This is a genomic window from Hyphomicrobium sp., from assembly GCF_036262015.1.
Taxonomy (GTDB): domain Bacteria; phylum Pseudomonadota; class Alphaproteobacteria; order Rhizobiales; family Hyphomicrobiaceae; genus Hyphomicrobium_C.
This window is the reverse complement of record NZ_DATAJR010000005.1, coordinates 122752-146631: the sequence shown is the minus strand read 5'-3', so window position 1 is coordinate 146631 and position 23880 is coordinate 122752. Positions and strand designations below refer to the sequence as shown.

Below are 23880 nucleotides of genomic sequence, written 5' to 3'. Positions count from 1 at the left end.
GACTTGGTGCAATGCAGCAAACAGAAATGGGAATTATTCCACGCTCACGCTTGCAATATGGAGATTCACTCATGATGCGCATGTTCGCTGTCGCTGCTGTCCTCGCCTTCTGCTCGACCGCAGCTCTCGCTGATGAAAAGCCGTCAGCTGACGAGGCCGCAAAAATCAAAGCTGCCGTTGCCGAGTGGGGCTGCGAGGGCGGCGAATACGAGAAGGAAGCAGAGGGGACCGGCGTGTTCGAGGCTGAGGACGTCAAGTGCAAGTCCGGCCAGTACGACTTCCGTCTCGACAAGGACTTCAAGGTCTTCGTGATCACGAAGGACTAAGCGCAACGGCGCGCAAGTTTGTGCGCAGTGATTTGGCGGCTCTCTTCCGAGAGCCGCCTTTTTTGTTCGTTCGTTTTTAGGCAGCGAGCTGTTCGAGCTTCGCCAGGATGGCGGACCCCATCTCGGTGGTGCCAACCTTCTTCATGCCGTCCTGCATGATGTCGCCCGTGCGATAACCGTCGGACAGAACGGCGGCGATGGCCTTGTCGATGAGATCGGCGTCGTCGCTCATGCCGCACGAGTAGCGGAGCGCCATGCCGAAGCTCGCGATGGTGGCGATCGGGTTTGCGAGACCCTTGCCGGCGATGTCCGGCGCCGAGCCATGGACCGGCTCATACAATGCGAGACGCTTGCCGGTCTTTTCGTCGGCTGCGCCAAGGGAAGCCGAGGGCAGCATGCCGAGCGAGCCGGTCATCATCGCGGCTTCGTCCGAGAGGACGTCGCCGAACAGGTTATCCGTGACGATGACGTCGAATTGCTTCGGATTGCGGATCAGCTGCATGGCGCAGTTGTCGGCCAGGATGTGCTGCAGCTCGACGTCGGGGGCGTAGGACGTGTGGGTCGCGGTGACGACCTCGTTCCAGAGCACGCCGGTCTTCATGACGTTGCGCTTCTCGGCCGAGTGGACCTTGTTGCCGCGCTTGCGGGCCAGATCGAAAGCGACCTTGGCGATGCGCTCGATCTCGCGCGTCGTGTAGAGCTGCGTGTCGATGGCGCGCTTCTGGCCGTCCTCCAAGGTGACGATTTCCTTCGGCTCGCCGAAGTACACACCGCCCGTCAGCTCGCGCACGATCATGATATCGAGGCCTTCGACCAGCTCGCGCTTGAGGGACGAGGCGTCGGCGAGGGCCGGATAGCAAATTGCGGGGCGCAGGTTGGCGAAGAGATCCAGGTCCTTACGCAGGCGGAGGAGGCCAGCTTCCGGGCGCACGGCATAGGGGACCTTGTCCCACTTGGGGCCGCCGACGGCGCCGAAGATGACGGCGTCGGCCTTCTTAGCTTTGGCGACGCACTCGTCGGTGACCGCCACACCATGCTTGTCATAAGCCGAGCCGCCGACCAGATCGCTGTCGGTCTCGAACTTGTGCTTGCTGCTCTTCTTGTTGAAGAAAGCGATGATGCGTTCGACTTCGGCCATGGTCTCGAGGCCGATGCCGTCGCCGGGCAGGAGAAGCAGCTTGTGCGTCGTCATGTGAGGGTTCCGTCACAGGAAAAGATATGCGCGGTGGTACCGCGACGTCCGCGTACTAGCGCGCTCGGGTCGATGCGGCAAGCTCCGCCGTGACGCGCCGGCCTCCAGCCAGCGCGTTAACCGATGAAGGGGATGTCGAATAGGAGGGTGAAGCCGTTGACCGTCATGAAGGTGCCGAGCACGCCCATGACGGCGCTTGTCGTCAGAAGCGCCGGGCCACCCGAGATGATGGCCACGCCGGCCAGCACGATGGCGATCTGCAGCAGGGCTTCGCCATAGTCGAAATAGGGGTCCTGGCGCATAGCGATGTCGCGCTCGGCTTCCAGGGCCTTACCGCGGTTGAAGAGCTCGTCGAGACCTTCGTTTGAGGTCGGATTGGAGGTCAACTCGGTGTCGAGCTTCTTATATTCGGCGATCTTGGTCTCGATGGCGGCGCGGTTCTCCGGCGAGAGAGACGGATCGCTCAGCGTGGTGAGCTCAAGTTCATCGACCTCGAGGCGCAAAACGTGGCGGCGCATGTTCTTGGCCTGGAAGAAGCCCCAGATGTTCGCTGCCTCGATGTTCTTCAGCGTGGCTTCCTTGGACGCGTTGCCGCCGCCCATCGAGCAGATCGCCAGGATCACGGCTAGAACGCCGATGTACACACCGATCCAGCGATCGCGGTCGCGCTGATTGTCGTCGTCGGCTTCGCGGCCGAGCTCATCCCAGACCACTGTCGCGGCCCTCCGAGCGCACGAGTTCGCGATACTCGGCGACGTCGCCTGTTTCGGTCAGGCGATAGAGCTGAGGGGCTGCCGTGGCGAGCTCGCGATCGAGGATCTGATCCTCGCTCAGCTTCTCGAGGAACATGATGAGGGCGCGCAGCGAATTGCCGTGTGCGGAGATGATGACGTTCTTGCCGGCAGCGACGTGCGGCCAGATGTGCTCCAGGTAGTAGGGCTGCACGCGGGCAGCCGTGTCCTTGAGGCTCTCGCCGCCGGGCGGGGGCACATCATAGCTGCGGCGCCAGGCCAGAACTTGCTCTTCGCCCCAACGTTCGCGCGCCTGATCCTTGTTGAGACCCGAGAGTTCGCCGTAGTCGCGCTCATTCAGCGCGGCGTCCTGGATCACATCCGGCATCTCGCCGCCGATCTCGCTGAGGATGATGTCGAGCGTGTGCTGGGCGCGCTTCAGCTTGCTGGTGAAGGCAATGTCGAAGCGAATTCCCTCGCTTTTCATGACGCGGCCCGCCCAGCAGGCTTCGATCACACCCTTGTCGGTCAGATCCGGGTTGCGAATGCCGGTGAAAATATTCTTTTTGTTCCACTCGCTTTCGCCATGGCGCACGAGCACAAGTCGGTTCGTCATGGCCGCAATCCGTTTTGTTCGCTGCATCGTCGACATTGAGTTCAAAGCCCTAATACATCGCCCATGTTGAAAAGGCCCGGTCCTTTGCCCTGGCCCCAGTGCGCCGCCTTGACGGCGCCACGCGCGAAAATGCTCCGGTCAGCGGCCCGATGCGTGATTTCGATCCGCTCGCCGTCCCCGGCGAAAACAACTGTATGGTCTCCGACAACCGTGCCGCCTCGCAGTGTGGCGAAACCAATGTCGCCCCGCTTGCGCGGTCCGGTGTGGCCGTCTCGTGTGTGGACGCTGTGTGTCTTGAGATCGATCCCTCGCCCTTCGGCTGCTGCTGCACCCAACATGAGTGCCGTGCCCGAGGGCGCGTCCACCTTCTGCCGATGATGCATCTCGACGACCTCAATATCGAAGGTTTCATCGAGAGCTTGGGCAATGCGCCGCGTAATGGCGGTGAGCAGGTTGACGCCGAGGCTCATGTTGCCCGCCTTGATGACCGTAGCGTGGCGGGCGGCAGCCTTTATTGCGGCTTCGTCGGTTTCCGTGAGGCCTGTGGTGCCGATGACATGGACGATGCGCGCATTGGCAGCGAGGCCGGCTATCTCCACGGTGGCGGCCGGACTCGTGAAGTCGATGATGGCGTCGCTCTTGGCAACGATCTCCAGTGGATCGGCGGAGATGGCAATGCCGAGTGGGGGAAGGCCGGCAACGGTTCCGATGTCGGCGCCGATATGCGGCGATCCCGGACTTTCCGTACCCCCGCTGACAATGCTGCCGGGGGTCTCCGAGATCACGCGGACAAGCTCGCGGCCCATACGGCCCGCAGCTCCCGTCACGGCGATTCTAATCTCGCTCATCATGACCTCAGGGGTTCAATTGCGGGCCGATATAGCAATGACGGGCGCTTAGAGGAAGTGCGGCTCTTGCGCTGTGTCAAGTTCTCAACTGCGGTAAGGTTTCGCACTGTACAACCCAGCGATTTGGAGCAGGCGGTTCAGCACAGGTTGGCCCCAGATTTTGGCCACGAAGGCGTGTAGAAGGAGGGAATCAACTCTGGGGCTGCCCGAGGAGCTTGGATGTCTATCCGCCCGGCTCGTCTGATCACACTCGTCATCGTACTTTGGTGCGGTGGGGCGGGAGCTGTTCAGCAGGTCAAAAGTCTCTACACGTCCCTCGACCTTTCGGCGTGCAAAGCGCTGGCGGACGGCCGGCGTGGGGGCGCGAGGCTTTGCGAGGGGCTACCGGGCTATCCCGTCTATGTGGCCGAGAGCGATCTCGGGACGTATCTCAGTGTCGGACCGGACGCGAACAAGCGGCGGGCGGCGCAGCAAACTCTAAAATCATTCAACACGTTGTTCGACAAGGGCGTTCGGCGGACGACCGTCGAGTGGCGGTTCGTCGTGCGTGATCAGCAGACCGTGCCCTATGCGACCATCGTGCGGTACTTCACTCAAAGTGCGACGGGAAACGGTGAGGTGCTCGTGGTCACACGCGTGACGGAAGACGAGACCTGCCATGTCGCCTACATCGATGCTCTGGCCAACGTCGATGCCATCGTGTTGGCGCGCAAGCTTGCGGACACGGTTGCCCGCTCAAAATCGTGTCCGACGGAACCGGAGGTTCAAGGCGCTGCCGGACGCAGTCCGATGTAGGGACTGTCCGGCCTGGTTTCGCAAGCCTAGGGGATTAGGACGGCCAGGCGAAAGCGACCTTCTCAAGCTTTTGGCCGCCGATGTTCTCGAACGCCCGCTTCACGGGGCGGCCACCGCGGCGCCAATAGAAGTCCGTCGCCATCGTGTTATCAGCCAGCGCCCAGACGATCAGCCCTTTGAGACGGCGCTGATCGAGCCCATGGCGGCAGGCTTCGAACAGATGCTCGCCAAGACCGAGTCCCTGATGCACGGGCGCAATGTAGAGCTCGTAGATTTCGCCTTGATAGGGGCCGCGTGTGCGCGAAAATCCGAGCGTGGCATAACCTACGATCGCTGCGCTCTTCTCGAGGACGATCAGACTATCGCCGCTGCGGATGACGCTGGCCCACCATTCGGAACCGCGCCGCTGAACCATGCCTTCGAGGTGCTGATGGGGAATGATGCCGCGATAGGCCTGCTGCCACGATTGGCGGAACGTCTCGGCGACGGACGCTGCGTCGGCGAGCCTGCCCTTGCGGATCTTGATATCGGAACGCGACCCTAACATTCCCCCACTATATCGCGAATTTTCGAGCGAGGAAGGCAGACTTCCGTATCGAGTCAAAAAAAAGCGCCACGCGAATACAACCGCGTGGCGCTTTTCACATCTCTGGCCGTGGCGGAGGCGGTCCGTTAGATGACTGCCTTCGCGCAGCGATTAGCTGGCCTTCTTGATCTGCTCGAAGGTCTTCGTCGCGGCGGCGTTCAAGCTCTCGAACGTTTGCTGCGCAACCTTGGTCGACAGCTCGAAGAGCTCCTTCGACTGCGCGCCGGCAACCGTAAACTGCTGCTGGACGAATGCGGTCTGGAGGCGGACGACTTCCGGAAGGGTCTTGGCGCGCGCAATTGCCTGGGCGGCGTCGAAGACGGCTTCGGTGGTTGCTTCGGCGTTCTTGAGAACCTTGTCGCCAATCGACTTGGCGCCGGCATGCGCGGTGACCATGACCTCTTCAAGAACCTTCACGCCATCCATGGCGGCGGTGTTGAACTTGCCGTAGGTCTCGCGCGCCTTCGTGACGCTGTCCTCGGCGATGGCCTGGACCTGGTCGGGAATGCGGGCTTCCTTGGCTGCGGAAAAGAACTCTTGGGTCTGACGGGCAAAATCGTTCACGGAATCGCTCCTATGGTGTGCCGATGACTTTCACTTTCGAGAAAGGGCGTAGCCTGGCGCTTGAACAGATAAGGCGCGTGCGACGTCCAAACCGTCGAGAGCGAACATAGCAGAGATATATTGCAGTGCAACATGAAAAAATGTTGCTGCGCATTAAACTGGCTTGTTCCTGATCAAATGGACCTTAGTTAACGTCATAAAGCGAGATAAGTATTGATTTGAGCTCTGATTATTTCGCATATGCGAAATACCACAGAGGGATCATTGTCTTATGGCTGAAGAACGGGGAACAGATCTCGGTACCCCATAGCCGCGCGATCGAACAGGATGTCCCTTGGTTCCAGCTTCCGGGCGAGCGCGAGGCCCTGTAGGGACCGGCACCGCGACAAAGCGACATAGGCCTGTCCGTGGGCGAACGTTCCCCGGCCCAGGTCGATGTAGACGTTATCGAGGGTCAGGCCCTGGGCCTTGTGAATGGTGAGCGCCCACGCCAACCGAACCGGATACTGTTTGAACGTTCCGGCCACCGTGCCCACGATCTTCTCCGCATCCTTGTCGTAGGCGTAGCGGCGCTGCTCCCAGCTCGCAGGTTCGAGCTCATGCTCGCGGCCTGCCACTTCGATGAAGACTTTTTTCTCCTCGAGGCGGGAGACGCGGGCGATGGTCCCGTTCACCCAGCGGCGGTCCGGGTCGTTGCGGAGGAGAATAATCTTGGCGCCGGCTTTGAGGGTCAGCGCGCTATCGGTCGGGTGTGAGGCGTTCGTGTAATCTCCTGTGATTCCAGCTTCATAGGTGCGTGCCTTGCCCGAAAGGGCATCGAGGTAAGCAGTATTGATGCGCTGGGCGGCGGCGTTGGTCGGTGTGAGGATGACGAATTTTTCTCCTTCGCCGAGAGTCCGGATCGGCGCCACACGCTGATTAAGCTCCGCGAGGTCGTCCTCGTCCGCCTCGCCGTCCCGAATGCGGTTCAGGACTGAGATCAATGTCTCGTCGCTCTGGCGGAACACCTGAGTGAGTTCGAGCCGAGTGGTTCCTGCTCCTTCGCCAAGCGCGGGCACGGAGAAGAAGAACGGACCGCCGAACTCGGATTCGAGATGCTGCGCTACTTCGGCCTCCTGAACCACGGGAGGGAGCTGATGCAAGTCGCCGAATAGAACGAGCCGAACGCCGCCGAAGGGTTCACGCGGCCGGCCGCGATTGATGCGCAGCGACTGGTCGATGGCCCACATCAGATCCGAGCGGACCATCGATACTTCGTCGATGACCAGGAATTTCATCTTGCGCATGACGGTGCCGTTGCGGCTCCGCCTGATATCGTCACTGCGCAGCAGGCGCGGCGGCAGCCCGAAGAAGGAGTGGATCGTCTGCCCCCCAACGTTCACACCGGCGAGGCCGGTCGGGGCCACGACGACGAGCTCGGATTCGATGAGATTGCGCAGCCCCCGCAGGAGGGTGGATTTACCGGTTCCGGCCCGGCCGGTCACGAAAAGGTGGCCTTCTTCTTCGCGCACGTAATCGAGGGCTGCGCGGTATTCCTCGGTGGGTGTAATGCCGTCGGGCCAAACGGCATCGGTTGATGAACCGGGCTCAAGCGATGTCGAGGGAGGTATTGGCAAGTGAGGCAACCCTTTGGTCAATTAGGGAGGCACGGGGTCACGAGGTAAGGTGATCTGGCTCCACCTGTCAAAGCCGGGCGGCGGATCTCCTCTGGCCGCCGTTCGACGAAAAGAGCCTTGAAAGGCGGGGCCTGCGCGCGTAAGTCAACGCCGCCCGGGATATTAATTCTGTGGAAGTTGTTTCAGTAGATTCCCGGTATTGGGCCGTGCGTGGCGGCCACTCCCTCTGCAAAAGGACCCTAGAGACCATGGGCTATAAAGTCGCTGTCGTCGGCGCGACCGGTAATGTCGGGCGCGAAATGATGAACGTGCTCACCGAGCGGCGCTTTCCCGCAGACGAGATCTTTGCGATCGCGTCTCGCCGTTCGCTCGGTACAGAGGTTTCTTGCGGAGATACGACGCTCAAATGCCAGGATCTCGAGCAGTTTGATTTCTCCAAGATTGATCTCTGTCTGATGTCGGCGGGTTCGTCGGTCTCGAAGGAGTGGAGCCCGAGGATCGGCGCCAAGGGTGCGATCGTCATCGATAACTCATCGGTCTGGCGTTACGACCAGGACGTGCCGCTCGTGGTGCCCGAAGTGAACGCTGCGGCCGTCGACGGCTTTGCCAAGAAGAACATCATTGCCAATCCCAACTGCTCGACCGCTCAGATGGTCGTGGCGTTGAAGCCGCTGCACGATGCGGCTGGCATCAAGCGCGTCGTCGTTTCGACTTATCAGTCGGTCTCAGGCGCCGGCAAGGAAGCCATGGACGAACTGTGGTCGCAGACGAAGGCCAAGTACGTTCCCGGCCAAGAGGTCGAGCCGAAGAAGTTCACGAAGCAGATTGCTTTCAACTGCATTCCTCAAATCGACGTCTTCATGGAAGACGGATTCACGAAAGAGGAATGGAAGATGCTGGCGGAGACCAAGAAGATCCTGGATCCGAAGATCAAGGTCACGGCAACATGCGTGCGCGTGCCGGTGTTTGTCGGCCATTCGGAATCCGTCAATATCGAGTTCGAGCGTCCGATCACGGCGGAGGAAGCGCGCGAAATTCTCCGCGCCGCGCCGGGCGTTCAGGTTGTCGACAAGCGCGAACCCGGCGGCTACGTCACGCCGGTCGAGGCGGCCGGTGAATACGCGACCTACGTTTCGCGCATTCGCGAGGACACCACGGTCGAGAACGGTCTCGCCATGTGGATCGTGTCCGACAATCTTCTGAAAGGCGCGGCGCTCAATACGGTGCAGATCGCTGAGACGCTGATTGAGCGCAATCTCTTGAAGGCCAAGGCTGCGGCGTAAGCGCAGCGGACTTCAGCAACAAAAAAACGGGACGCACAATCAAATGTGCGTCCCGTTTTTTGTTGCGGAGCCCCTATCGTGTCGCGCCGCTACTCGTCGGTAGGCGGAGCCAGCGCGTGGCGCTGCAGCAAGCCGACCTGGGAGATGGCGAACACCATCGTGATCGGCATGATGGCGAAGACCTTGAACGTGACCCACTGATCGGTGGAGAGGAAGCGCCATGCGCCTTCGTTCAAGAGCGCGAGACAGACGAAGAAGCAAGCCCAGCGGAACGTGAGCTTGCGCCAGCCTTCTTCGGTCAGGGCGAAGACGTCGCCAAAAAGATACTTGAGAAGCGATTTCTTGAAGGCCAGGCCGCCAAAAAGAACAGCGGCGAAGAGGCTGTTCACGATGGTGGGCTTCAGTTTGATGAACAGCTCGTCCTGCAGATAGAGCGTGAGACCGCCGAAAATCAGAACGACCGCACCCGAGATGAGCGGCATGATGGGGACGTGACCGAACAGCATGCGCGATGCAATCAGCGATGCGGTGGTCGCGGCGATGAAGAAGCCGGTGCCCCAGAAAATGCCGGCCCGTGCATTGACGAGGAAGAACACGACAAGCGGTCCGAGCTCGACAACGAACTTCAAGAGCTGCTGGGAGCCCGAGTCCTGGGCCGCTGTTCCCTTCGTCTCGTTCGAAACCATGCTTTTTCTTTCGTTCGGTCGCCGCAGCGCTGGGAACCGGCTCAGAGGTGGTGCTTGCTCATCCATTTCGTCATGAGCCAGGCATAGAGGCCGCTGAGCGGGAGGATGAAGAACAGCTTGAAGGCGATCCAGATATCGACGCCGTTCATGGCATGGCCAAGGATAGTGTAGACCTGATCATCCTTAAAGTAGAGGCGGACAGCTTCATTCAGAAGAGCCGTGAGAAGGAAGAAGTACGCGAAGCTGCGCGTGAAGGTGTTCCAGCCCTCCTTCGTATAGTGAAACGTCTTCTCGAAGACGTACTGGAAGAAGTTTCGGCCGGTCCAAAGTCCAAAAAACAGGAATGCCGCGAAGAGGGCATTGAAGATCGTCACCTTGATCTGCACCCACATGGGGTCGTGCGTGATCAGCGTGAGGGATCCGAAGACGATCGTGACCGTCGAGGCAATGAGCGGGAAGACCGGGGGGCGGTGGAACATGTAGAGCATGGCCACGATTGCCGCCACCGTGGTCAGGATCAGCGCCCAGGTGCCGGCGTTGATACCGTAGGCCGCGTTGACGACAAACATCGTCACCAGCGGCCCGAATTCGCTCAGAATGTTGACCGTCTGCTCGGCATTGAAGGGGTAGAGGCGCTTGCGGGGGCTCATGTTCGCTCAGTGACCCAGTTTTTTATCCGTAATGACTTGCAAGCAGGCGGCATCGTGCCGGTCCGCTTGGCCATCAGTGTTCGGCGATGGCTCGGGCATAATCCTTGGCAGAGAAAGATTGCAGGTCGTCGACGCCTTCCCCAACTCCGATGGCATGGACGGGCAATCCGTGCTTGGCAGCGATTGCCACCAGGATGCCGCCCCGGGCGGTGCCGTCGAGCTTGGTCATGACCAAGCCGGTGACGCCCGCGCGCTCGCGGAACACTTCCACCTGCTGCATGGCGTTCTGGCCGGTGGTCGCGTCCAGCACGAGCAGTGTGTCATGGGGCGCCGTCGGATCCACCTTACGAATGACGCGGACGACCTTTTCGAGCTCGGCCATCAGGCCTTCCTTGTTCTGGAGCCGGCCGGCGGTGTCGATCAGCAGGACGTCGTAGCCGCCGTCCTGTGCCTCCTTGATGGAGTCGAAGGCAAGGCCCGATGCGTCCGCGCCGACATCACGGGCCATGACCGGCACGCCGGTGCGCTCGCCCCAAACCTTGAGCTGATCGATGGCGGCGGCGCGGAACGTATCGCCGGCTGCGAGCATGACACGACGCCCCTCGCGGCTCAGCTTGGCTGCGAGCTTGCCGATGGTTGTCGTCTTGCCGCTGCCGTTCACGCCGAGCACGAGCACGACGTGCGGCTTACGCGTCTCGTCGATCATCAGCGGCCGCGCGACCGGTTCGAGGACGCGCGCGACTTCTTCGGCGAGTGTTTCGCGGATTTCTTCGCTTGAGATCGCTTTGTCGAAGCGGCCTTTTGCAAGCGCTGTCGTGATGCGCGACGATGTTTCGATGCCGAGGTCGGCCGCCAGCAGGACTTCTTCGAGTTCGTCGAGCGTGTCCTGATCGAGCTTCCGCTTGGTGACGAGACCGGCGATGCCTTCCGTAAGCCGGGACGAGGTTTTGGAGAGTCCGGATTTCAGCCGCTCGAACCAACCTTTGCGGACCGGCTCGGCCGCGGGTTCCGGTTCCGGTTCCGGTGCAGGCACAGGTGCAGGCGCAGGTGCGGGTGTTTCAGCGGAAGAAACGGCGGCTTCGGGTACTTCTTCGTTTGGCGCCGCTTCCGTCGCTTGTTCGACGGGATCAGGAGCTGGCGTCTCGGCAGGCTGGCTCGTTCCGAGCCAGCGGCCGAAAAATCCTTTGCGCTTTGGTTCGGTGCTCACGCTTCGACCATTCCGTTGAGGCGGTGTCCATCGCGATTTCCGAGCGTCGCCCATTGAATCGTTCCGACCGGCGCCTTGCGATCCAGCCGCACTTCGGCGAAATGCGGCGTGCGTCCGACGTCGTTGCCTTCCACTAGGACCTCTGAGCGCTGACCTGCAAGGCTATCGAGATAGCGCGCATGCGTGCGCTGTCCTGCTGCGCGCAAACGCGCGGCGCGTTCCTTGACGACAGCGCGGCTGACCTGCGGCATGCGCGAAGCGGGCGTACCCTTGCGCGGTGAATACGGGAAGACGTGGAGATAGGTCAGCCGGCACGTTTCGACGAGTGCGAGCGTGTTCTCGAACATGGCTTCGGTTTCCGTCGGGAAACCGGCGATGAGATCGGCGCCGAAGACGACGTCGGGACGCAAACGGCGAACCTCTTCACAGAAGCGAATGGCGTCGTCACGCAAATGGCGACGCTTCATGCGCTTCAGAATGATGTCGTCACCGGCTTGCATCGAAAGATGCAGATGCGGCATCAATCGGGATTCCGTCGCGATGGCATCGAGGAGATGTTCGTCGGCTTCGACCTGATCGATGGACGAGAGGCGCAGGCGGTGCAGCTCCGGGATGTGGACCAGCACTTGCTTCACGAGACGCCCGAGAGAGGTGCGTCCCGGAAGATCGCAGCCGTATGATGTGATGTCGACGCCGGTGAGCACGATTTCGGGGTAGCCTGCTTCGACGAGCTTGCGCACTTGGGCGACGACCTCGCCGGCCGGCACCGAGCGCGAGGGGCCGCGGCCCATCGGAATAATGCAGAAGGTGCAGCGATGATCGCAGCCATTTTGGATCTGCACGTACGCGCGTGCGGGTGAGCGCGCGTTGAAGCCGTCGATCAAGTGATGCGCGGTTTCCTTCACGCTCATGATGTCGTTGACGACAACCCTTTCGAGAGCGTCGGTCGCGAGCGAGAGAAATGTTGCGGGGTCGAGCTTCTCGCCGTTGCCGATGACATGATCGACGCCCTCGATCTCGGCAAAGAGTTCGGGTTCGATTTGGGCGGCGCAGCCGGTGACGATCAAGCGAGCGTGCGGTTGCTCGCGGCGCAGCTTGCGGATCGTCTGCCGCGCCTGACTCACGGCCTCTGCCGTGACGGCGCACGTGTTGACAATCACGCAGTCGTCGAGGCCCGCGGCAGTGGCATGACGGCGCATCACCTCGGATTCATAGGCGTTCAGCCGACAGCCAAGCGTGACAATGAGCGGTTCGGACATCACGTTGTTCGCGATATTGGCACGTGGGTTCACCGGGCTGATTAGGGCAAACGCTCTTGGGGAACAAGGCGGGACTGCTCCTTAGCCGCAGTGTCCGTTCCGATGGGCAGGTCCCCTCCGTGCTCAAGCTCTACTGGGCCGGCCATGAGAATATGGTTGTTTGCCAACCACTCAATGACCAGCGGTCCTCCCGGAAGCGAGACTGTGACCTTGCGGTCCGTCAAATTTTTGCGCATGGCCGAAACGGCCGCGGCGCAGGCCGCCGTTCCGCAGGCGCGTGTCAGCCCGGCGCCACGCTCCCAGGTGCGGATTTTTAAGGCCGTCCGGGACGTCACCTCGGCAATGGTCACGTTGACCCGCTCGGGAAACAGGGGGTGGTTCTCGATCAGAGGACCGAAGCGTCCGAGATCGTAGGTGTCGACGGGTCTGTCGGTCCAAAAGACGACGTGTGGATTGCCGACATTCACAACCGAAGGAGAGTGCAGGATGGGCTTGTCGATGGGCCCGATCTGCAGCTCGATCGCCCGGGTGTCGTAAAACTCCTCCGAGAGCGGAATGTCCTGCCAGTCGAAGCGCGGCTCGCCCATGTCGACGGTGATCGCATCCTTGTCCTTGACGCGAACCGCGAGAAGACCCGCGCGCGTTTCGAAGCGAAGGTCGGACTTGCCGGTCAGGTTCTGCTCCAGCCAGCCGATGCAGCGGGTGCCGTTGCCGCATGCCGACGATTCGGAGCCATCCGTATTGTAGATGAGGACGAAGGCTTCGGTGCCGGGTGTCTTTGGTGGATGCAGCACCATCATCTGGTCGAAACTGGTCGCGGGATTTTCGGCAATGGCCTTGACCTCGCCCGGGTTCAGCGGGCCTCCGCCCGCGCGCAAGTCGAGCACGACGATCTCGTTGCCGAGGCCGTTCATCTTGACATAGCGGAGGGGGGTAGCGGCGTTCATGACGCGACTATATGGGCGAAGCGTGGCCAAAAGACAATTGATGGCCGAAGACCTCATTTGGGCACGGCAAAATACTTAGGCCCCCTCGGCAATTGCACGTCGCGGCCTAAATAGTTCCGCGACACCTGCGATGAACGTGAATGAGGTTTTCATGAGCCGACGTATGGGTTTCGCAGCCCCTCTCCTGCTCCTTGCAGTCACGCCGGTTTCTGCCGCGCAGACCAACGCTCCCGAAACGCCGAAAACTGCGATCGAGCTGACGACGGTTGCGAAGGGGTTGGAGAATCCCTGGGCCCTCGAATTTCTGCCTGACGGGCGGATGCTTGTGACGGAGAAACCGGGGCGCCTGCGGATCGTCGAGACGGATGGCAAAATCGGCGCGCCGATCAAGGGCGTACCTGAGGTCATGTCGGAACGTCAGGGCGGTCTGCTCGACGTGGCGCTGGCCAATGATTTCGCCGAAAGCGGCCGGATCTTCCTGTCCTATTCGGAGCCGCGCGCGAAGGGAGAGAATGGCACGAGCGTAGCCAGCGCTAAGCTCGTGACGAATGCCGACGGCGCCGCGCTCGAAGACCTGAAGGTGATCTTCCGCCAGCAGCCGTCCTGCAATGGCAAACTGCATTTTGGGTCGCGGATCGTTGTGACACCGGACAACAAGCTCTTCGTGACGCTGGGAGAGCGAAGCGATGCCAAGACGCGGGTCGAGGCTCAGAATCCAAAGAATCATCTCGGCAAGATCGTCTACATCACGGCCGACGGCGCGCCTGGTGCGGACAAGCCTGCCCAGGAGGGCTGGGACCCCCTGATCTGGTCAATCGGGCACCGCAACGTTCAGGGGGCGGCACTGGATCCGGCGACGGGTCAGCTCTGGACTCTGGAGCACGGCCCGCAGGGCGGCGATGAACTCAACCATCCCGAGGCGGGCAAGAACTACGGCTGGCCGATCATTACCTACGGCAAGGAGTATTCGGGTGGCGTAGTGGGCCAGGGCATCTCGTCTCAGCCCGGGCTCGAGCAGCCGGTCTACTACTGGACACCTTCGATCGCAACGTCTGCGCTCCTGCTCTACACGGGCGATCTGTTCCCGGAGTGGAAAGGCAACTTCCTTGTCGGGGCGCTCAAGTACATGCAGGTGCAGCGCCTTGTCATGAAGGATGGCGCAGTCGTGGCCCATGAAGTTTTGGCTGACGACATCGGCGAGCGGGTCCGCGACGTGAAACAGGGGCCCGACGGCGCCGTCTATCTGGTGACGGACGACGCCAACGGGCGCATCGTTCGGATGGCGCCGAAGTAAGTGGAAGGCCGCGTTTATCGGCCCGGTATGGTCTGATCGATTTCTTTCGCCTTGACCTTGTCGACGCCGTGCACCTGGACGGCCTCGGTGCGGTCAATCTGGCAGTCGCCGTTCCGGTCGAGGAGCTTGAAGGCAATGTTCTGCTTGCCGGTCATTTCCTCGACCGTGACGCGGCCATCGCCATTGGCGTCGTAGTAGCTCAAGTTGGCGACCTCGAAGAGACGGTCATTGGCGACCAGCTTTTTCCATTCTTCGGCGTCGAGGGCGCCGTCGCCGTTCACGTCGGCTTCGCGAAATGACTGAGCGACGTACTGGGCCCACTCGTCACAGCTTACAGATCCGTTTTTGTCGAGGTCCCAGGTCTGGGCCGCGCTGATGAACGTGCGATCGAAATCGCTCGCCTTACCGAAGGGGGAACTGGAGGCGCAGCCGCCCGTCATGAGGCCGGCCCCAAGGGCCAGGCACGTCACCGTGCGAAGCACGCGCCGTTGCAGCATCAAGATGTCTCCCCCGTCGTCTTTGGCCGTTTGGCCCACGTTCCCTGGGCTTAGATCGGCGCAGAATTATGGTTCTTCGCGCTGGGGCGGGCAATGCGTGGGAGCGAGCCGCCCACATTTTTGGCAGAAACTTCGGCGACATGGCGTCGCGCCGGTTCAGCTTCCGGCTCGTTAACGTCTCCAGGCGCTTCGATTTCCTCGATTTTCGGCCCTAGACGTTGACAGGGGGCGGGCGATCGGAGATGGTGCCCGCAAATTCAGACGGCGCTGATCTTCAGAGCCGCCGCCCTGCGCATGGCCGGAAAATCGCGGCCGGGAGGCAGGGGGGTCCACATCCGACAGCGCGTAGCGCCCTCGGGTGCGTTCAGCGTTTGGCATAAGGGATTCGATGTTTCAATCGCTCTCAGACCGGCTGGGGCAAGTTTTCGATAAGCTCACCAAACGCGGTGCGCTGACTGAAAGCGAAGTTTCAGAAGCCATGCGTGAGGTGCGCCGTTCGCTGATCGAAGCGGACGTTGCGCTCGACGTGGTGCGCGACTTCATCGACCGGGTGAAGGCGAAGGCCGTCGGCCAGGACGTACTGCGGTCGGTCACGCCCGGCCAGATGGTCGTCAAGATCGTCAACGATGAACTGGTGCGGACGCTCGGGTCCGAGGCCGAACCGATCGATCTGCACGCCGCGCCTCCGGTTGCCATTCTGATGGCGGGCTTGCAGGGCTCCGGCAAGACGACGACCACGGCCAAGATCGCGTGGCGCCTCAAGACCCGCGACAAGAAGAAAGTGCTGATGGCGTCGCTCGACACGCGGCGTCCCGCAGCGCAGGAGCAGCTTCGCGTGCTCGGCGAGCAGACCGAAGTCGCGACGCTGCCGATCATCGCCGGGCAGACACCGCTCCAGATCGCCAAGCGTGCGATGGAAGCTGCGCGTCTCGGCGGCTACGACGTCGTGATGCTCGACACCGCCGGCCGCATCACGCTCGACGAAGAGTTGATGCACGAGGTGGCGGAGGTCAAGGCCGCGACGCAGCCGCACGAGGTGCTGCTCGTGCTCGACAGCCTCACCGGCCAGGACGCCGTCAACACCGCGAAGGCGTTCGATAGCCGGCTCAGCATCACCGGCACGGTTCTGACGCGCGCGGACGGCGATGGACGCGGCGGTGCTGCGCTTTCGATGCGCGCCGTCACCGGCAAGCCGATCAAGTTGCTCGGCACGGGCGAGAAGTGGGATGCGCTCGAGGATTTCGATCCGCAGCGCGTTGCGGGCCGCATTCTCGGCATGGGCGACATCGTCGGCCTCGTCGAAAAGGCTGCGCAGACGATCGACGTCGAGAAGGCGAAGTCGATCGCCCAGAAGATGAAGAAGGGCGAGTTCGACCTCGAGGATCTCGCTGAGCAGCTCAAGCAAATGGAGAAGATCGGCGGCATGGGCGGCGTGCTCGGCATGCTGCCAGGCGTCGGTAAGATCAAATCGCAGATCAACGAGGCCGGTCTCGAAAAGGATCTCAGAAAGCAGCGCGCGATCATTTCGTCGATGACGCCGAAGGAGCGCCGCGCGCCGAAGGTTCTGGATGCCAAGCGCAAGCGGCGCATCGCGGCCGGCTCCGGCACGCGGGTCGAGGACGTCAACAAGCTCATCAAGCAGCACCGGCAGATGGCCGACATGATGCGCGCGATGGGCAAGAACCGCGGAATGATGGCGCGCATGTTCGGCATGGGTGGCGGCGGCGGGCCGTCGGAAGCCGAGCTCGCGCAAATGCAGGGTGAGCTTGCGAAGCTCGATCCCAAGGCTTTGGAGCAGCTGCCGTCCGATCTCAAGGACGTGTTGCCGAAAGGTGGGCTGCCGAAAGGATTGCCGGGACTGGGAGGCGGCGGAGGTGTTCCCCGTCTTCCTGGGCTTGGCGGTGGTGGCTTGCCGGGTCTCGGCGGGTCATTCCCGAAATTCCCCGGATCTCCGGGGAAGAAGAAATAGCAAAACCAAACTCGAAAACAGGCGGCACGCCGCCAGACAACTTCAGATCAGAAAGGACTTCACCCGATGTCAGCCAGAATTCGTCTTTCGCGCGGTGGCGCCAAGAAGCGTCCCTATTACTACGTCGTCGTTGCGCACAGCGCTTCGCCCCGCGATGGCCGCTACATCGAGCAGATCGGCACCTTCAATCCGATGCTGCCGAAGGATAGTGCGGAGCGCGTGAAGCTCGACCTCGATCGCTGCAAGCACTGGCTCTCGGTCGGCGCCCAGCCGACGGACCGCGTGGAGCGCCTGTTCGACGGCGCCGGTCTCCTGAAGCGTGAAGCTCGCAACAATCCCGACAAGGCGAAGCCGAAGAAGAAGGCTCAGGAGCGGGCTGCTGCCAAGGCCAAGGCGGCTGAGGATGCTGCTGCCGCTGCCGCCGGCGGCGACGCATAAGGCACGCGATTTTCGCGGCGGTCTTTTTTCGAGCAGGCACCTGGCATTCTCCGGGTGCCTGCCGTCGTTTTGGATCGATGCTGCAAATCGGCATCATGGCGGAAACTTGTGCGGCGACGACCCCTGTGGCTGTCGAAGCTGTCGGCGAATTGTCATAGCTTTGAAGTGGTCGCTTCGTTCTTGGGGTGCGGCCAACTTTGGGGGGCAGGGGCAGTCGGTCAGCCGGTGCAGTCTGGAGGCCGCCGTCTCTGCGGAGAACGAGGGACGACTTCCATGCCATTGAGGACCAATCTCTCTCAGGCCGAAGCGGCTTGGTGGGATCGGCGCAGCGAGGTGCTGGTTCAGGGAACAGCCCTTATGAACGACAAGCCGGACACGGATACTTGGACCCGACGGGAGCGGCGGCTTTGGCTCTATGCCGTTGCCATCGGAAACCGGATTGAGCGCCTTCAATAAGGCTCGACCTTTCTGGGCTTTGGCAGGCCAAAATTTAAGGATGCGGAGCGACGCGCGATCTCGGATCTGCAATCCATGGTAGTATTATTTTTCTCAAGCTACCTCTGATCGCGCCATGCTCCCCGACGGCATTTACGGTCTTAACTTTGAAAGTGGTTGTCCCGCTTCAAACGAAGTGGACAAAACGCGCGGTGGCGCACTGGCTGTGCTGCGGGCTGGGCGCATTGTCGGCTCGGACCCGAACGGCGGGCTCTTCAAGGGACGCTATCGATACGATGCGGGTTGCGGCGAAGCCGTGATTCAGGTTCAGCTTGCCATTCCGCCGAACGGTGTGCTGCTTACAGGCCTTCAAGCGGGGCCGGAAGGCGCGCTCATCGATGTCTTCGGGCGCTTTCCGCCGCCTACGCCCGTTTCTTCGGCGGTTGTGGATGTAGGTGGAACGCCGCTAAGGGTCGAGCTTCGGTATGTGGGCCGGCTCGCAGGCTGATCAACACGACGTGGTTTTCTCATGACTCAGGACGGCGGCTCTGGATCTAGCGTTGCCGCAAAGCGCGTTTTGCTCGGGCATATCGTGGGCGCGCATGGCATCCGCGGGACTGTTCTCGTGCGGAGCTACACGGCGGATCCCGAACGCATCGCCGACTACGGGCCGCTCGCGAACGAAGGGGGCGATGTGGAATTCGTGCTTGCCGTCGAGGGCGGCACGGCAAAGGGCCTCATCTGCCGCGTCGAGGGTGTGCAGGACCGGACACAGGCCGAGAAGCTCAAGGGCGTGGCGCTTTATGTGGACCGCAGCCGGCTACCTCCGCCGGAGGAGGGAGAGTACTACCACGCCGATCTCATCGGCTTGCGTGTGGTGACGGAGGAGGGCACGGCGCTGGGCACCGTTGAAGCCGTGCAGAATTACGGGGCGGGTGACATCCTCGAGGTGCGGCCAGCGGGTGAGAAGCGCACCGTGCTCTATCCGATGATCGAAGACGTCGTCGTGCGAGTCGACGTGGCGGGCGGCGCGATCGTGCTGTCGCCACCCGAGGAAGTGGACGCGGGCGACAGAGACGCCGCCGAGCCGGATAACGACGCTTAGAGCTGTTCCGATTTGAAGAGGCGCGGAAGATCGCCCGTCAATCCCGCGGCCTCGGAGACGAAGCGGCGTTTCAGGCCAGGCAGGCGATCAACCAGCCCAAGGCCGAAGTCGCGCGCGGCGCGCACGAGCATCTGGTCGTTTGAAAAGAGCCGATTCAGGCCGTCGAAAGCAGCGGCTGAGAGCGCGGAGTCGAACCGGCGCCAGCGCTCGTAGCGGCCCAGGCTTTCAAGATTTCCAGGATCGAGACCAACACGCATCGTGTCGACGACGATCTCGCTCAGGGCGGCAACATCGCGGAATGCGAGATTCACACCCTGCCCGGCGATCGGATGCACGCCGTGGGCCGCGTCGCCCAGAATCGCGAAACGGGGCGCGATGTAGGCGCGGGCCAAATGCATTTCGAGCGGCCAGGATTGGCGCGGACCGACAACCTCCAACGCGCCGAGACGGCCTGCGACACGTGTTTCGACTTCGGCGAGAAACGTTGCGTCGTCGAGGGCGAGGATGCGGGTCGCCTCGCCGGCATCTTCGGTCCAGGTAAGGCACGAGCGGTTGCCGGGAAGCGGCAGAATGGCGAAAGGGCCTCCCGGGAGAAAGTGCTGGATGGCGCGCGCATTGTGCGGACGCTCGTGAGCGATCGTGGTGACGATCGCGGTTTGATCGTAGCGCCAGCCGATCGTTTTGATACCGGCCTCGTCGCGCGACGGCGAACGGCGGCCCTCCGCGCCGACGAGCAGCGAGGCCGTGAGTTCGGAGCCGTCGCGCAACGTGATGGAGACACCGGGCCCCGTGTCGACGAAACGGATAATTTCGGCCGGGGTGAGGAAGGTCACACCGGGGGCATCGGCAACGGACCGGTAGAGAGCTTGCTCGAGCTCCGGTGCCGGTACGATGGAGCTCGCGGGCTCGGCATCGGTTGCGCCCTCGTCTCCGAGGCGGTTGTCGTATTTCAGAAGGACGGGCCGGATACCGGCGTCGAGGCTCGAGTCGGTAATTTCGATCTCGGTGACGGGCTGAGCCGCATTCGAGATGGCTTGCCAGATGCCGAGTGTGTCCAGCATTCGCCGTGCACCGGCCGACAACGCGAAGGCTCTGGCGTCCGGTGCGGTGGTTTCCTTCCGGGGAGAGCGGTCGACGATCGCGATCCGGATGCCGTCACCGAGTGCCCAGGTGAGAGCGCGCGCGAAAGCCAAGCCCGCGAAGCTCCCGCCCGAGATCACAATGTCAAAGCGCTGCGTCATCGTCTGCTTCAGTTCGGAGCCTTGACCCGATTTCCGGCGCAGCCCATCGTCCACGCCGTTGATCGGGTAGCATCTTTTGCGAGGAATCTCCATGTCCGCTGGCCAAGAGCATCGCTGCGACGCGCTGGCGGGTCTGCTGGAGGTGCTCGACCTCGAACGGCTCGAGGTTAATCTGTTCAGGGGGATCAGCCCACAGAACGGCTGGCAGCGCGTGTATGGCGGCCAGGTGCTCGGCCAAGCCCTCGTTGCGGCGAGCCGGACCGTGGACGAGGGGCGTACGGCCCATTCCCTGCACGGCTATTTTCTGCTCGCAGGCGATCCGGCTCACCCGATCATCTACGACGTCGAGCGGATCCGCGATGGCGGCAGCTTCACGACCCGGCGGGTGAAGGCCATCCAGCATGGCCGAGCGATCTTCTCCATGAGCGCCTCGTTTCAGAAAGAGGAGGAAGGCTACGAGCATGCGTCTGCCATGCCGGACGTACCGCCCCCCGAGGCGTTGCCGTCGGCTGCCGAGCGGGTGGCCGAACTCATCGATGCGCTGCCAGAGGCCATGCGCAACTACTGGCAGCGAGAAAACCCCATTGAACTGCGTCCCGTGGATGTGAAGCGGTATTTGAGCCGCGAGCCGCATCCCCCTCAGCAATACATCTGGCTCCGGGCGAGCGGTCGATTGCCAGACGATCCGCGTCTGCATCAGTGCGTTCTCGCGTACGCGTCCGACTTTACGCTCCTGGACACGGCACTCATCGCTCATGGCAAGCTCTTGTTCGACCGGGATATCCAGCTTGCAAGCCTCGATCATGCCCTCTGGCTGCATCGCCCGTTCCGCGTGGACGACTGGGTGCTCTATGCGCAGGACAGCCCGAATGCGGCCGGCGCACGCGGGTTCTGCCGGGGAAGTTTTTTCACACGGGACGGCAAGCTGATCGCCTCGACGGCGCAAGAGGGCCTCATCCGCAAACGCCAGACGGCGTATCTGATCAAATAGCGAGCAATCACGGGCGACTGCATATTTTGTGTGCAGCCTGAGGAGGCGATGCTGCCTATTTGGCGGGCCTCCCTTGATAAATCGTGAACAATTTCAGTCCATTAGGCCGAACACTCAGACTTGGCACAGCTCTTGACTCTCCGTCGCTCGATTGTTGTCGGCCGTATGCCGGCGGCCGTCGGAGGCCTGTCCGCGCCACGCCACCGAGCGGGGGGACTAAACTCAAGGGGTGCTCTCCATGAAACTAATCACTGCCGTCATTAAGCCCTTCAAGCTCGAGGAGGTGCGGTCGAATCTAACCGACATCGGCCTCCAGGGCATGACCGTGACCGAGGTTAAGGGTTACGGCCGCCAGAAAGGTCACACAGAGGTCTATCGCGGTGCGGAATACGCCGTGAGCTTCCTGCCGAAGATCAAGATCGAGGTTGTCGTCTCAGACGCTCTCGTCAGCAAGGCCGTCGAGGCCATCGTCAAGGCCGCCAAGACCGGCCAGATCGGCGACGGAAAAATCTTCGTCTCTTCGATCGAGCACACCGTGCGCATCCGCACCGGTGAGTCCGACGACGCGGCACTCTGAGCATGCGGCCAGCCCACACGATTGAAAGACAGGGAGTTCACGACATGAAGTCAAGCCTACTTACGCGCGCAACGGGGGTCCTCGGGACCGCCGCAGCGCTGATGTTTACGGCGCTGCCCGCGTTCGCGCAGGATGCAGCTGCTGCGCCCACTGCCGACAAAGCCGACACGGGCTTTATGTTTCTTGCCACGGTCATCGTTCTCATGATGACGGTGCCGGGTCTCGCCCTTTTCTATGGCGGTCTCGTTCGCACCAAGAACATGCTCGCGGTGCTGATGCAGGTTCTGGCGATCACCTGCGTCGTCGCCCTGATCTGGGTCACCTACGGCTACAGCATGGCCTTCACCAACGGCGGTGCGCTCAACGACTACGTTGGCGGCTTCTCGAAGCTGTTCCTCGCAGGCGTCACGCCTTCGTCGCTCGCGGCGACCTTCTCCAACGGCGTCTACATCCCGGAACTCTCGTTCGTCGCCTTCCAGATGACGTTCGCCTGCATCACGCCCGCCCTCATCGTCGGCGCTATCGCCGAACGCGTGAAGTTCTCGGCGATCATGCTGTTCGTCATTCTCTGGGTGACGTTCGTCTACTTCCCGATGGCGCATATGGTCTGGTACTGGGGCGGCCCGGACGTCATGGCGGACGCTGCGCGCAAGGGCGGCGACGCACTGGCGGCTGCTTCTGCTGACGCGGGTCTCCTGTTCAAGTGGGGCGCGCTCGACTTCGCAGGCGGCACCGTCGTGCACATCAACGCCGGTATCGCGGGTCTCGTCGGTGCTCTCATCGCCGGCAAGCGCGTCGGCTTCGGCAAGGAGCACATGCCTCCGCACTCACTGACGCTGACCATGGTCGGCGCCGCGCTGCTGTGGGTCGGCTGGTTCGGCTTCAACTGCGGCTCGAACCTCGAGATCAGCGTCACCGCCGTGATCGCCATGATCAACACGTTCGTTGCCACCGCGGCTGCGGGCGTTGCCTGGATGCTTGCTGAGTGGGTCGTCAAGGGCAAGCCTTCGCTGCTCGGTCTCGCCTCGGGTGTTGTTGCCGGTCTCGTTGCGGTTACGCCTGCTGCCGGTTTTGCCGGCGCCATGGGCTCGATCGTGCTCGGCCTCGTTGCCGGCGTGATCTGCTTCATCTTCTGCACGGGTGTGAAGAACGCGTTTGGCTATGACGACAGCCTCGACGTGTTCGGCGTGCACGCTGTTGGCGGTATCGTCGGCGCCATCGCCACCGGCATCCTGGTCAGCCCAGATCTCGGCGGCTCGGGTCTGGCGGATTACGTCTCGAAGCCCGGTGAGCTCGTTGCCGGTTCCTATGACATGATCGCTCAGGTAACCGCACAGGCGAAGGCCGTCGGCTTCACGATCCTTTGGACGGGCATCATCTCGGCGATCCTGTTCAAGCTCGTCGACATCGTCATCGGTCTGCGCCCGACAACGGAAGGTGAGCGCGAAGGTCTCGACATCACCGACCATGGCGAGCGCGCTTACAACTACTAAGACGCTCTTGGCTCGCCGTCGGGAGATGGCGAGCCATTTTGATTTCCCTAGATCTGCTCACGAGCATGCGTCTCCACCCGCGTGTTCGAACTTCCACCCGGTGCCTCAAGCGCCGGGTTTTTTTTGTCCGTCCGGTGACGCGAGCGACGAGGCCTGCGCGAACCCCGAGCGGGGTGCGATGCATTTCTGTGCGAACTCATCCGGCACTACGGAATTCGCTGCCTACAAATTGATCTGCCCCCGAAGGCTCCTCTTTCGAAGAAGCAACGGATCATCGCGTGGTTTCAATCGGTTGTACGATCGCGAGCGGTTGGCACGAGATTTGATACGCACTTCGCGGTGCTCCGCTTTCCCGGGTGCGGAGCATTTCAGGGGCGCTCAATGATCACCTCACACGATGCAAAGGATCTCTCGATGCAGGCGATGCCCAGCCGGGCTTCGTGACTTCGTGCGCGCGGAGATGGCGGCCGGTTCATGCATGACGGCTGTGGGACGGCACTCGGGAAAGTCGGTGGGCGTGAGCCGCCGATGGGG

Annotated in this window: 26 protein-coding genes; 12 read left to right on the top strand and 14 right to left on the bottom strand. The window is 62.0% G+C overall.

Features of this window, described 5'->3' with window-relative positions; genetic code table 11:
• Positions 1-71 precede the first annotated feature (71 nt).
• Entirely contained in the window at positions 72-326 is a 255-nt protein-coding gene (locus VHO05_RS05180; protein WP_329645557.1) for a hypothetical protein, read from the top strand.
• A gap of 76 nt (positions 327-402) precedes the next feature.
• Here the strand turns inward: VHO05_RS05180 and leuB are convergent, their stop codons facing one another.
• The 4 genes from leuB to dapB form a co-directional block, all read right to left on the bottom strand.
• Entirely contained in the window at positions 403-1518 is a 1116-nt protein-coding gene (gene leuB / locus VHO05_RS05175) for a 3-isopropylmalate dehydrogenase (RefSeq protein WP_329645556.1), read from the bottom strand.
• Between the two features lie 116 nt (positions 1519-1634).
• Complete coding sequence (locus VHO05_RS05170; protein ID WP_329645555.1) at positions 1635-2231, bottom strand: DUF4337 domain-containing protein; 597 nt, start codon at positions 2229-2231, stop codon at positions 1635-1637.
• On the bottom strand, positions 2218-2865 hold the full coding sequence (locus VHO05_RS05165; RefSeq protein WP_329645554.1) for a 2,3-bisphosphoglycerate-dependent phosphoglycerate mutase: 648 nt from the start codon (positions 2863-2865) through the stop codon (positions 2218-2220). The genes VHO05_RS05170 and VHO05_RS05165 overlap by 14 nt, the downstream gene beginning before the upstream one ends.
• A gap of 41 nt (positions 2866-2906) precedes the next feature.
• Complete coding sequence (gene dapB / locus VHO05_RS05160) at positions 2907-3713, bottom strand: 4-hydroxy-tetrahydrodipicolinate reductase (RefSeq protein ID WP_329645553.1); 807 nt, start codon at positions 3711-3713, stop codon at positions 2907-2909.
• Positions 3714-3932: 219 nt separating this feature from the next.
• Between dapB and VHO05_RS05155 the strand changes: the two genes are divergently transcribed.
• Positions 3933-4508 carry a hypothetical protein gene (locus VHO05_RS05155; RefSeq protein ID WP_329645552.1) on the top strand — a complete coding sequence of 192 codons (576 nt, stop codon included), beginning with the start codon at positions 3933-3935 and terminating at the stop codon, positions 4506-4508.
• A gap of 34 nt (positions 4509-4542) precedes the next feature.
• Here VHO05_RS05155 and VHO05_RS05150 read toward each other — a convergent pair whose 3' ends face one another.
• From VHO05_RS05150 to VHO05_RS05140, 3 genes are all read right to left on the bottom strand, one after another.
• Complete coding sequence (locus tag VHO05_RS05150) at positions 4543-5055, bottom strand: GNAT family N-acetyltransferase (protein ID WP_329645551.1); 513 nt, start codon at positions 5053-5055, stop codon at positions 4543-4545.
• Positions 5056-5205: 150 nt separating this feature from the next.
• A complete protein-coding gene (locus VHO05_RS05145; RefSeq protein ID WP_329645550.1) occupies positions 5206-5658 on the bottom strand; it encodes a phasin family protein in 453 nt (150 codons plus the stop codon).
• 269 nt (positions 5659-5927) lie between these two features.
• Positions 5928-7274, bottom strand: coding sequence for a DEAD/DEAH box helicase (locus VHO05_RS05140; RefSeq protein WP_329645549.1), 1347 nt, complete (start codon positions 7272-7274; stop codon positions 5928-5930).
• A gap of 248 nt (positions 7275-7522) precedes the next feature.
• Here VHO05_RS05140 and VHO05_RS05135 point away from each other — a divergent pair, with 248 nt between their 5' ends.
• The gene (locus VHO05_RS05135) at positions 7523-8557 is read left to right on the top strand and encodes an aspartate-semialdehyde dehydrogenase (protein ID WP_329645548.1); all 1035 of its coding nucleotides are present in this window, start codon (positions 7523-7525) and stop codon (positions 8555-8557) included.
• Between the two features lie 89 nt (positions 8558-8646).
• Here the strand turns inward: VHO05_RS05135 and VHO05_RS05130 are convergent, their stop codons facing one another.
• The 5 genes from VHO05_RS05130 to dapF form a co-directional block, all read right to left on the bottom strand.
• Positions 8647-9243, bottom strand: coding sequence for a septation protein A (locus tag VHO05_RS05130; RefSeq protein ID WP_329645547.1), 597 nt, complete (start codon positions 9241-9243; stop codon positions 8647-8649).
• 41 nt (positions 9244-9284) lie between these two features.
• Entirely contained in the window at positions 9285-9893 is a 609-nt protein-coding gene (locus VHO05_RS05125) for an inner membrane-spanning protein YciB (protein WP_329645546.1), read from the bottom strand.
• Positions 9894-9966: 73 nt separating this feature from the next.
• On the bottom strand, positions 9967-11100 hold the full coding sequence (gene ftsY / locus VHO05_RS05120; RefSeq protein WP_329645545.1) for a signal recognition particle-docking protein FtsY: 1134 nt from the start codon (positions 11098-11100) through the stop codon (positions 9967-9969).
• Positions 11097-12359, bottom strand: coding sequence for a tRNA (N(6)-L-threonylcarbamoyladenosine(37)-C(2))-methylthiotransferase MtaB (gene mtaB / locus VHO05_RS05115; protein ID WP_329645544.1), 1263 nt, complete (start codon positions 12357-12359; stop codon positions 11097-11099). The genes ftsY and mtaB overlap by 4 nt, the downstream gene beginning before the upstream one ends.
• A 41-nt stretch (positions 12360-12400) precedes the next feature.
• Positions 12401-13306, bottom strand: a complete 906-nt coding sequence (gene dapF, locus VHO05_RS05110) for a diaminopimelate epimerase (RefSeq protein ID WP_329645543.1) — start codon at positions 13304-13306, stop codon at positions 12401-12403.
• Between the two features lie 151 nt (positions 13307-13457).
• On the opposite strand from dapF, the gene VHO05_RS05105 reads away from it, so the two are divergent.
• Positions 13458-14600, top strand: a complete 1143-nt coding sequence (locus tag VHO05_RS05105) for a PQQ-dependent sugar dehydrogenase (RefSeq protein WP_329645542.1) — start codon at positions 13458-13460, stop codon at positions 14598-14600.
• Positions 14601-14614: 14 nt separating this feature from the next.
• On the opposite strand, the gene VHO05_RS05100 is transcribed toward VHO05_RS05105, so the two are convergent.
• Positions 14615-15097, bottom strand: coding sequence for an EF-hand domain-containing protein (locus tag VHO05_RS05100; protein WP_329645541.1), 483 nt, complete (start codon positions 15095-15097; stop codon positions 14615-14617).
• Positions 15098-15485: 388 nt separating this feature from the next.
• Here VHO05_RS05100 and ffh point away from each other — a divergent pair, with 388 nt between their 5' ends.
• The 5 genes from ffh (at position 15486) to rimM (ending at position 19044) form a co-directional block, all read left to right on the top strand.
• Positions 15486-17066 carry a signal recognition particle protein gene (ffh, locus tag VHO05_RS05095; protein ID WP_329645540.1) on the top strand — a complete coding sequence of 527 codons (1581 nt, stop codon included), beginning with the start codon at positions 15486-15488 and terminating at the stop codon, positions 17064-17066.
• Between the two features lie 66 nt (positions 17067-17132).
• Positions 17133-17504, top strand: coding sequence for a 30S ribosomal protein S16 (rpsP, locus tag VHO05_RS05090; RefSeq protein WP_329645539.1), 372 nt, complete (start codon positions 17133-17135; stop codon positions 17502-17504).
• 273 nt (positions 17505-17777) lie between these two features.
• Positions 17778-17960: a hypothetical protein gene (locus VHO05_RS05085; protein ID WP_329645538.1), complete on the top strand. Its 183-nt coding sequence runs from the start codon at positions 17778-17780 to the stop codon at positions 17958-17960.
• A 175-nt stretch (positions 17961-18135) separates the two neighbouring features.
• On the top strand, positions 18136-18447 hold the full coding sequence (locus VHO05_RS05080) for a hypothetical protein (RefSeq protein ID WP_329645537.1): 312 nt from the start codon (positions 18136-18138) through the stop codon (positions 18445-18447).
• Between the two features lie 21 nt (positions 18448-18468).
• Positions 18469-19044, top strand: coding sequence for a ribosome maturation factor RimM (gene rimM, locus VHO05_RS05075; RefSeq protein WP_329645536.1), 576 nt, complete (start codon positions 18469-18471; stop codon positions 19042-19044).
• Here rimM and VHO05_RS05070 read toward each other — a convergent pair.
• Positions 19041-20285 carry an FAD-dependent monooxygenase gene (locus VHO05_RS05070; RefSeq protein WP_329645535.1) on the bottom strand — a complete coding sequence of 415 codons (1245 nt, stop codon included), beginning with the start codon at positions 20283-20285 and terminating at the stop codon, positions 19041-19043. The genes rimM and VHO05_RS05070 overlap by 4 nt on opposite strands.
• A gap of 91 nt (positions 20286-20376) precedes the next feature.
• On the opposite strand from VHO05_RS05070, the gene tesB reads away from it, so the two are divergent.
• From tesB to VHO05_RS05055, 3 genes are all read left to right on the top strand, one after another.
• Complete coding sequence (gene tesB, locus VHO05_RS05065; RefSeq protein ID WP_329645534.1) at positions 20377-21276, top strand: acyl-CoA thioesterase II; 900 nt, start codon at positions 20377-20379, stop codon at positions 21274-21276.
• Positions 21277-21514: 238 nt separating this feature from the next.
• Positions 21515-21853, top strand: a complete 339-nt coding sequence (locus tag VHO05_RS05060) for a P-II family nitrogen regulator (protein WP_329645533.1) — start codon at positions 21515-21517, stop codon at positions 21851-21853.
• 44 nt (positions 21854-21897) lie between these two features.
• Positions 21898-23346 (top strand): ammonium transporter, encoded by a 1449-nt coding sequence (locus VHO05_RS05055; protein ID WP_329645532.1) that lies wholly within the window; start codon positions 21898-21900, stop codon positions 23344-23346.
• Positions 23347-23880: the final 534 nt, after the last annotated feature.

Bases quoted from the DNA above. Each gene is read 5' to 3' on its own strand.
- VHO05_RS05180 (WP_329645557.1), top strand. From the start codon at position 72: ATGATGCGCATGTTCGCTGTCGCTGCTGTCCTCGCCTTCTGCTCGACC.
- leuB (WP_329645556.1), bottom strand. From the start codon at position 1,518: ATGACGACGCACAAGCTGCTTCTCCTGCCCGGCGACGGCATCGGCCTC.
- VHO05_RS05165 (WP_329645554.1), bottom strand. From the start codon at position 2,865: ATGACGAACCGACTTGTGCTCGTGCGCCATGGCGAAAGCGAGTGGAAC.
- dapB (WP_329645553.1), bottom strand. From the start codon at position 3,713: ATGAGCGAGATTAGAATCGCCGTGACGGGAGCTGCGGGCCGTATGGGC.
- VHO05_RS05155 (WP_329645552.1), top strand. From the start codon at position 3,933: ATGTCTATCCGCCCGGCTCGTCTGATCACACTCGTCATCGTACTTTGG.
- VHO05_RS05150 (WP_329645551.1), bottom strand. From the start codon at position 5,055: ATGTTAGGGTCGCGTTCCGATATCAAGATCCGCAAGGGCAGGCTCGCC.
- VHO05_RS05135 (WP_329645548.1), top strand. From the start codon at position 7,523: ATGGGCTATAAAGTCGCTGTCGTCGGCGCGACCGGTAATGTCGGGCGC.
- VHO05_RS05130 (WP_329645547.1), bottom strand. From the start codon at position 9,243: ATGGTTTCGAACGAGACGAAGGGAACAGCGGCCCAGGACTCGGGCTCC.
- VHO05_RS05125 (WP_329645546.1), bottom strand. From the start codon at position 9,893: ATGAGCCCCCGCAAGCGCCTCTACCCCTTCAATGCCGAGCAGACGGTC.
- mtaB (WP_329645544.1), bottom strand. From the start codon at position 12,359: ATGTCCGAACCGCTCATTGTCACGCTTGGCTGTCGGCTGAACGCCTAT.
- dapF (WP_329645543.1), bottom strand. From the start codon at position 13,306: ATGAACGCCGCTACCCCCCTCCGCTATGTCAAGATGAACGGCCTCGGC.
- VHO05_RS05105 (WP_329645542.1), top strand. From the start codon at position 13,458: ATGAGCCGACGTATGGGTTTCGCAGCCCCTCTCCTGCTCCTTGCAGTC.
- VHO05_RS05100 (WP_329645541.1), bottom strand. From the start codon at position 15,097: ATGCTGCAACGGCGCGTGCTTCGCACGGTGACGTGCCTGGCCCTTGGG.
- ffh (WP_329645540.1), top strand. From the start codon at position 15,486: ATGTTTCAATCGCTCTCAGACCGGCTGGGGCAAGTTTTCGATAAGCTC.
- rpsP (WP_329645539.1), top strand. From the start codon at position 17,133: ATGTCAGCCAGAATTCGTCTTTCGCGCGGTGGCGCCAAGAAGCGTCCC.
- VHO05_RS05085 (WP_329645538.1), top strand. From the start codon at position 17,778: ATGCCATTGAGGACCAATCTCTCTCAGGCCGAAGCGGCTTGGTGGGAT.
- rimM (WP_329645536.1), top strand. From the start codon at position 18,469: ATGACTCAGGACGGCGGCTCTGGATCTAGCGTTGCCGCAAAGCGCGTT.
- VHO05_RS05070 (WP_329645535.1), bottom strand. From the start codon at position 20,285: ATGACGCAGCGCTTTGACATTGTGATCTCGGGCGGGAGCTTCGCGGGC.
- tesB (WP_329645534.1), top strand. From the start codon at position 20,377: ATGTCCGCTGGCCAAGAGCATCGCTGCGACGCGCTGGCGGGTCTGCTG.
- VHO05_RS05060 (WP_329645533.1), top strand. From the start codon at position 21,515: ATGAAACTAATCACTGCCGTCATTAAGCCCTTCAAGCTCGAGGAGGTG.
- VHO05_RS05055 (WP_329645532.1), top strand. From the start codon at position 21,898: ATGAAGTCAAGCCTACTTACGCGCGCAACGGGGGTCCTCGGGACCGCC.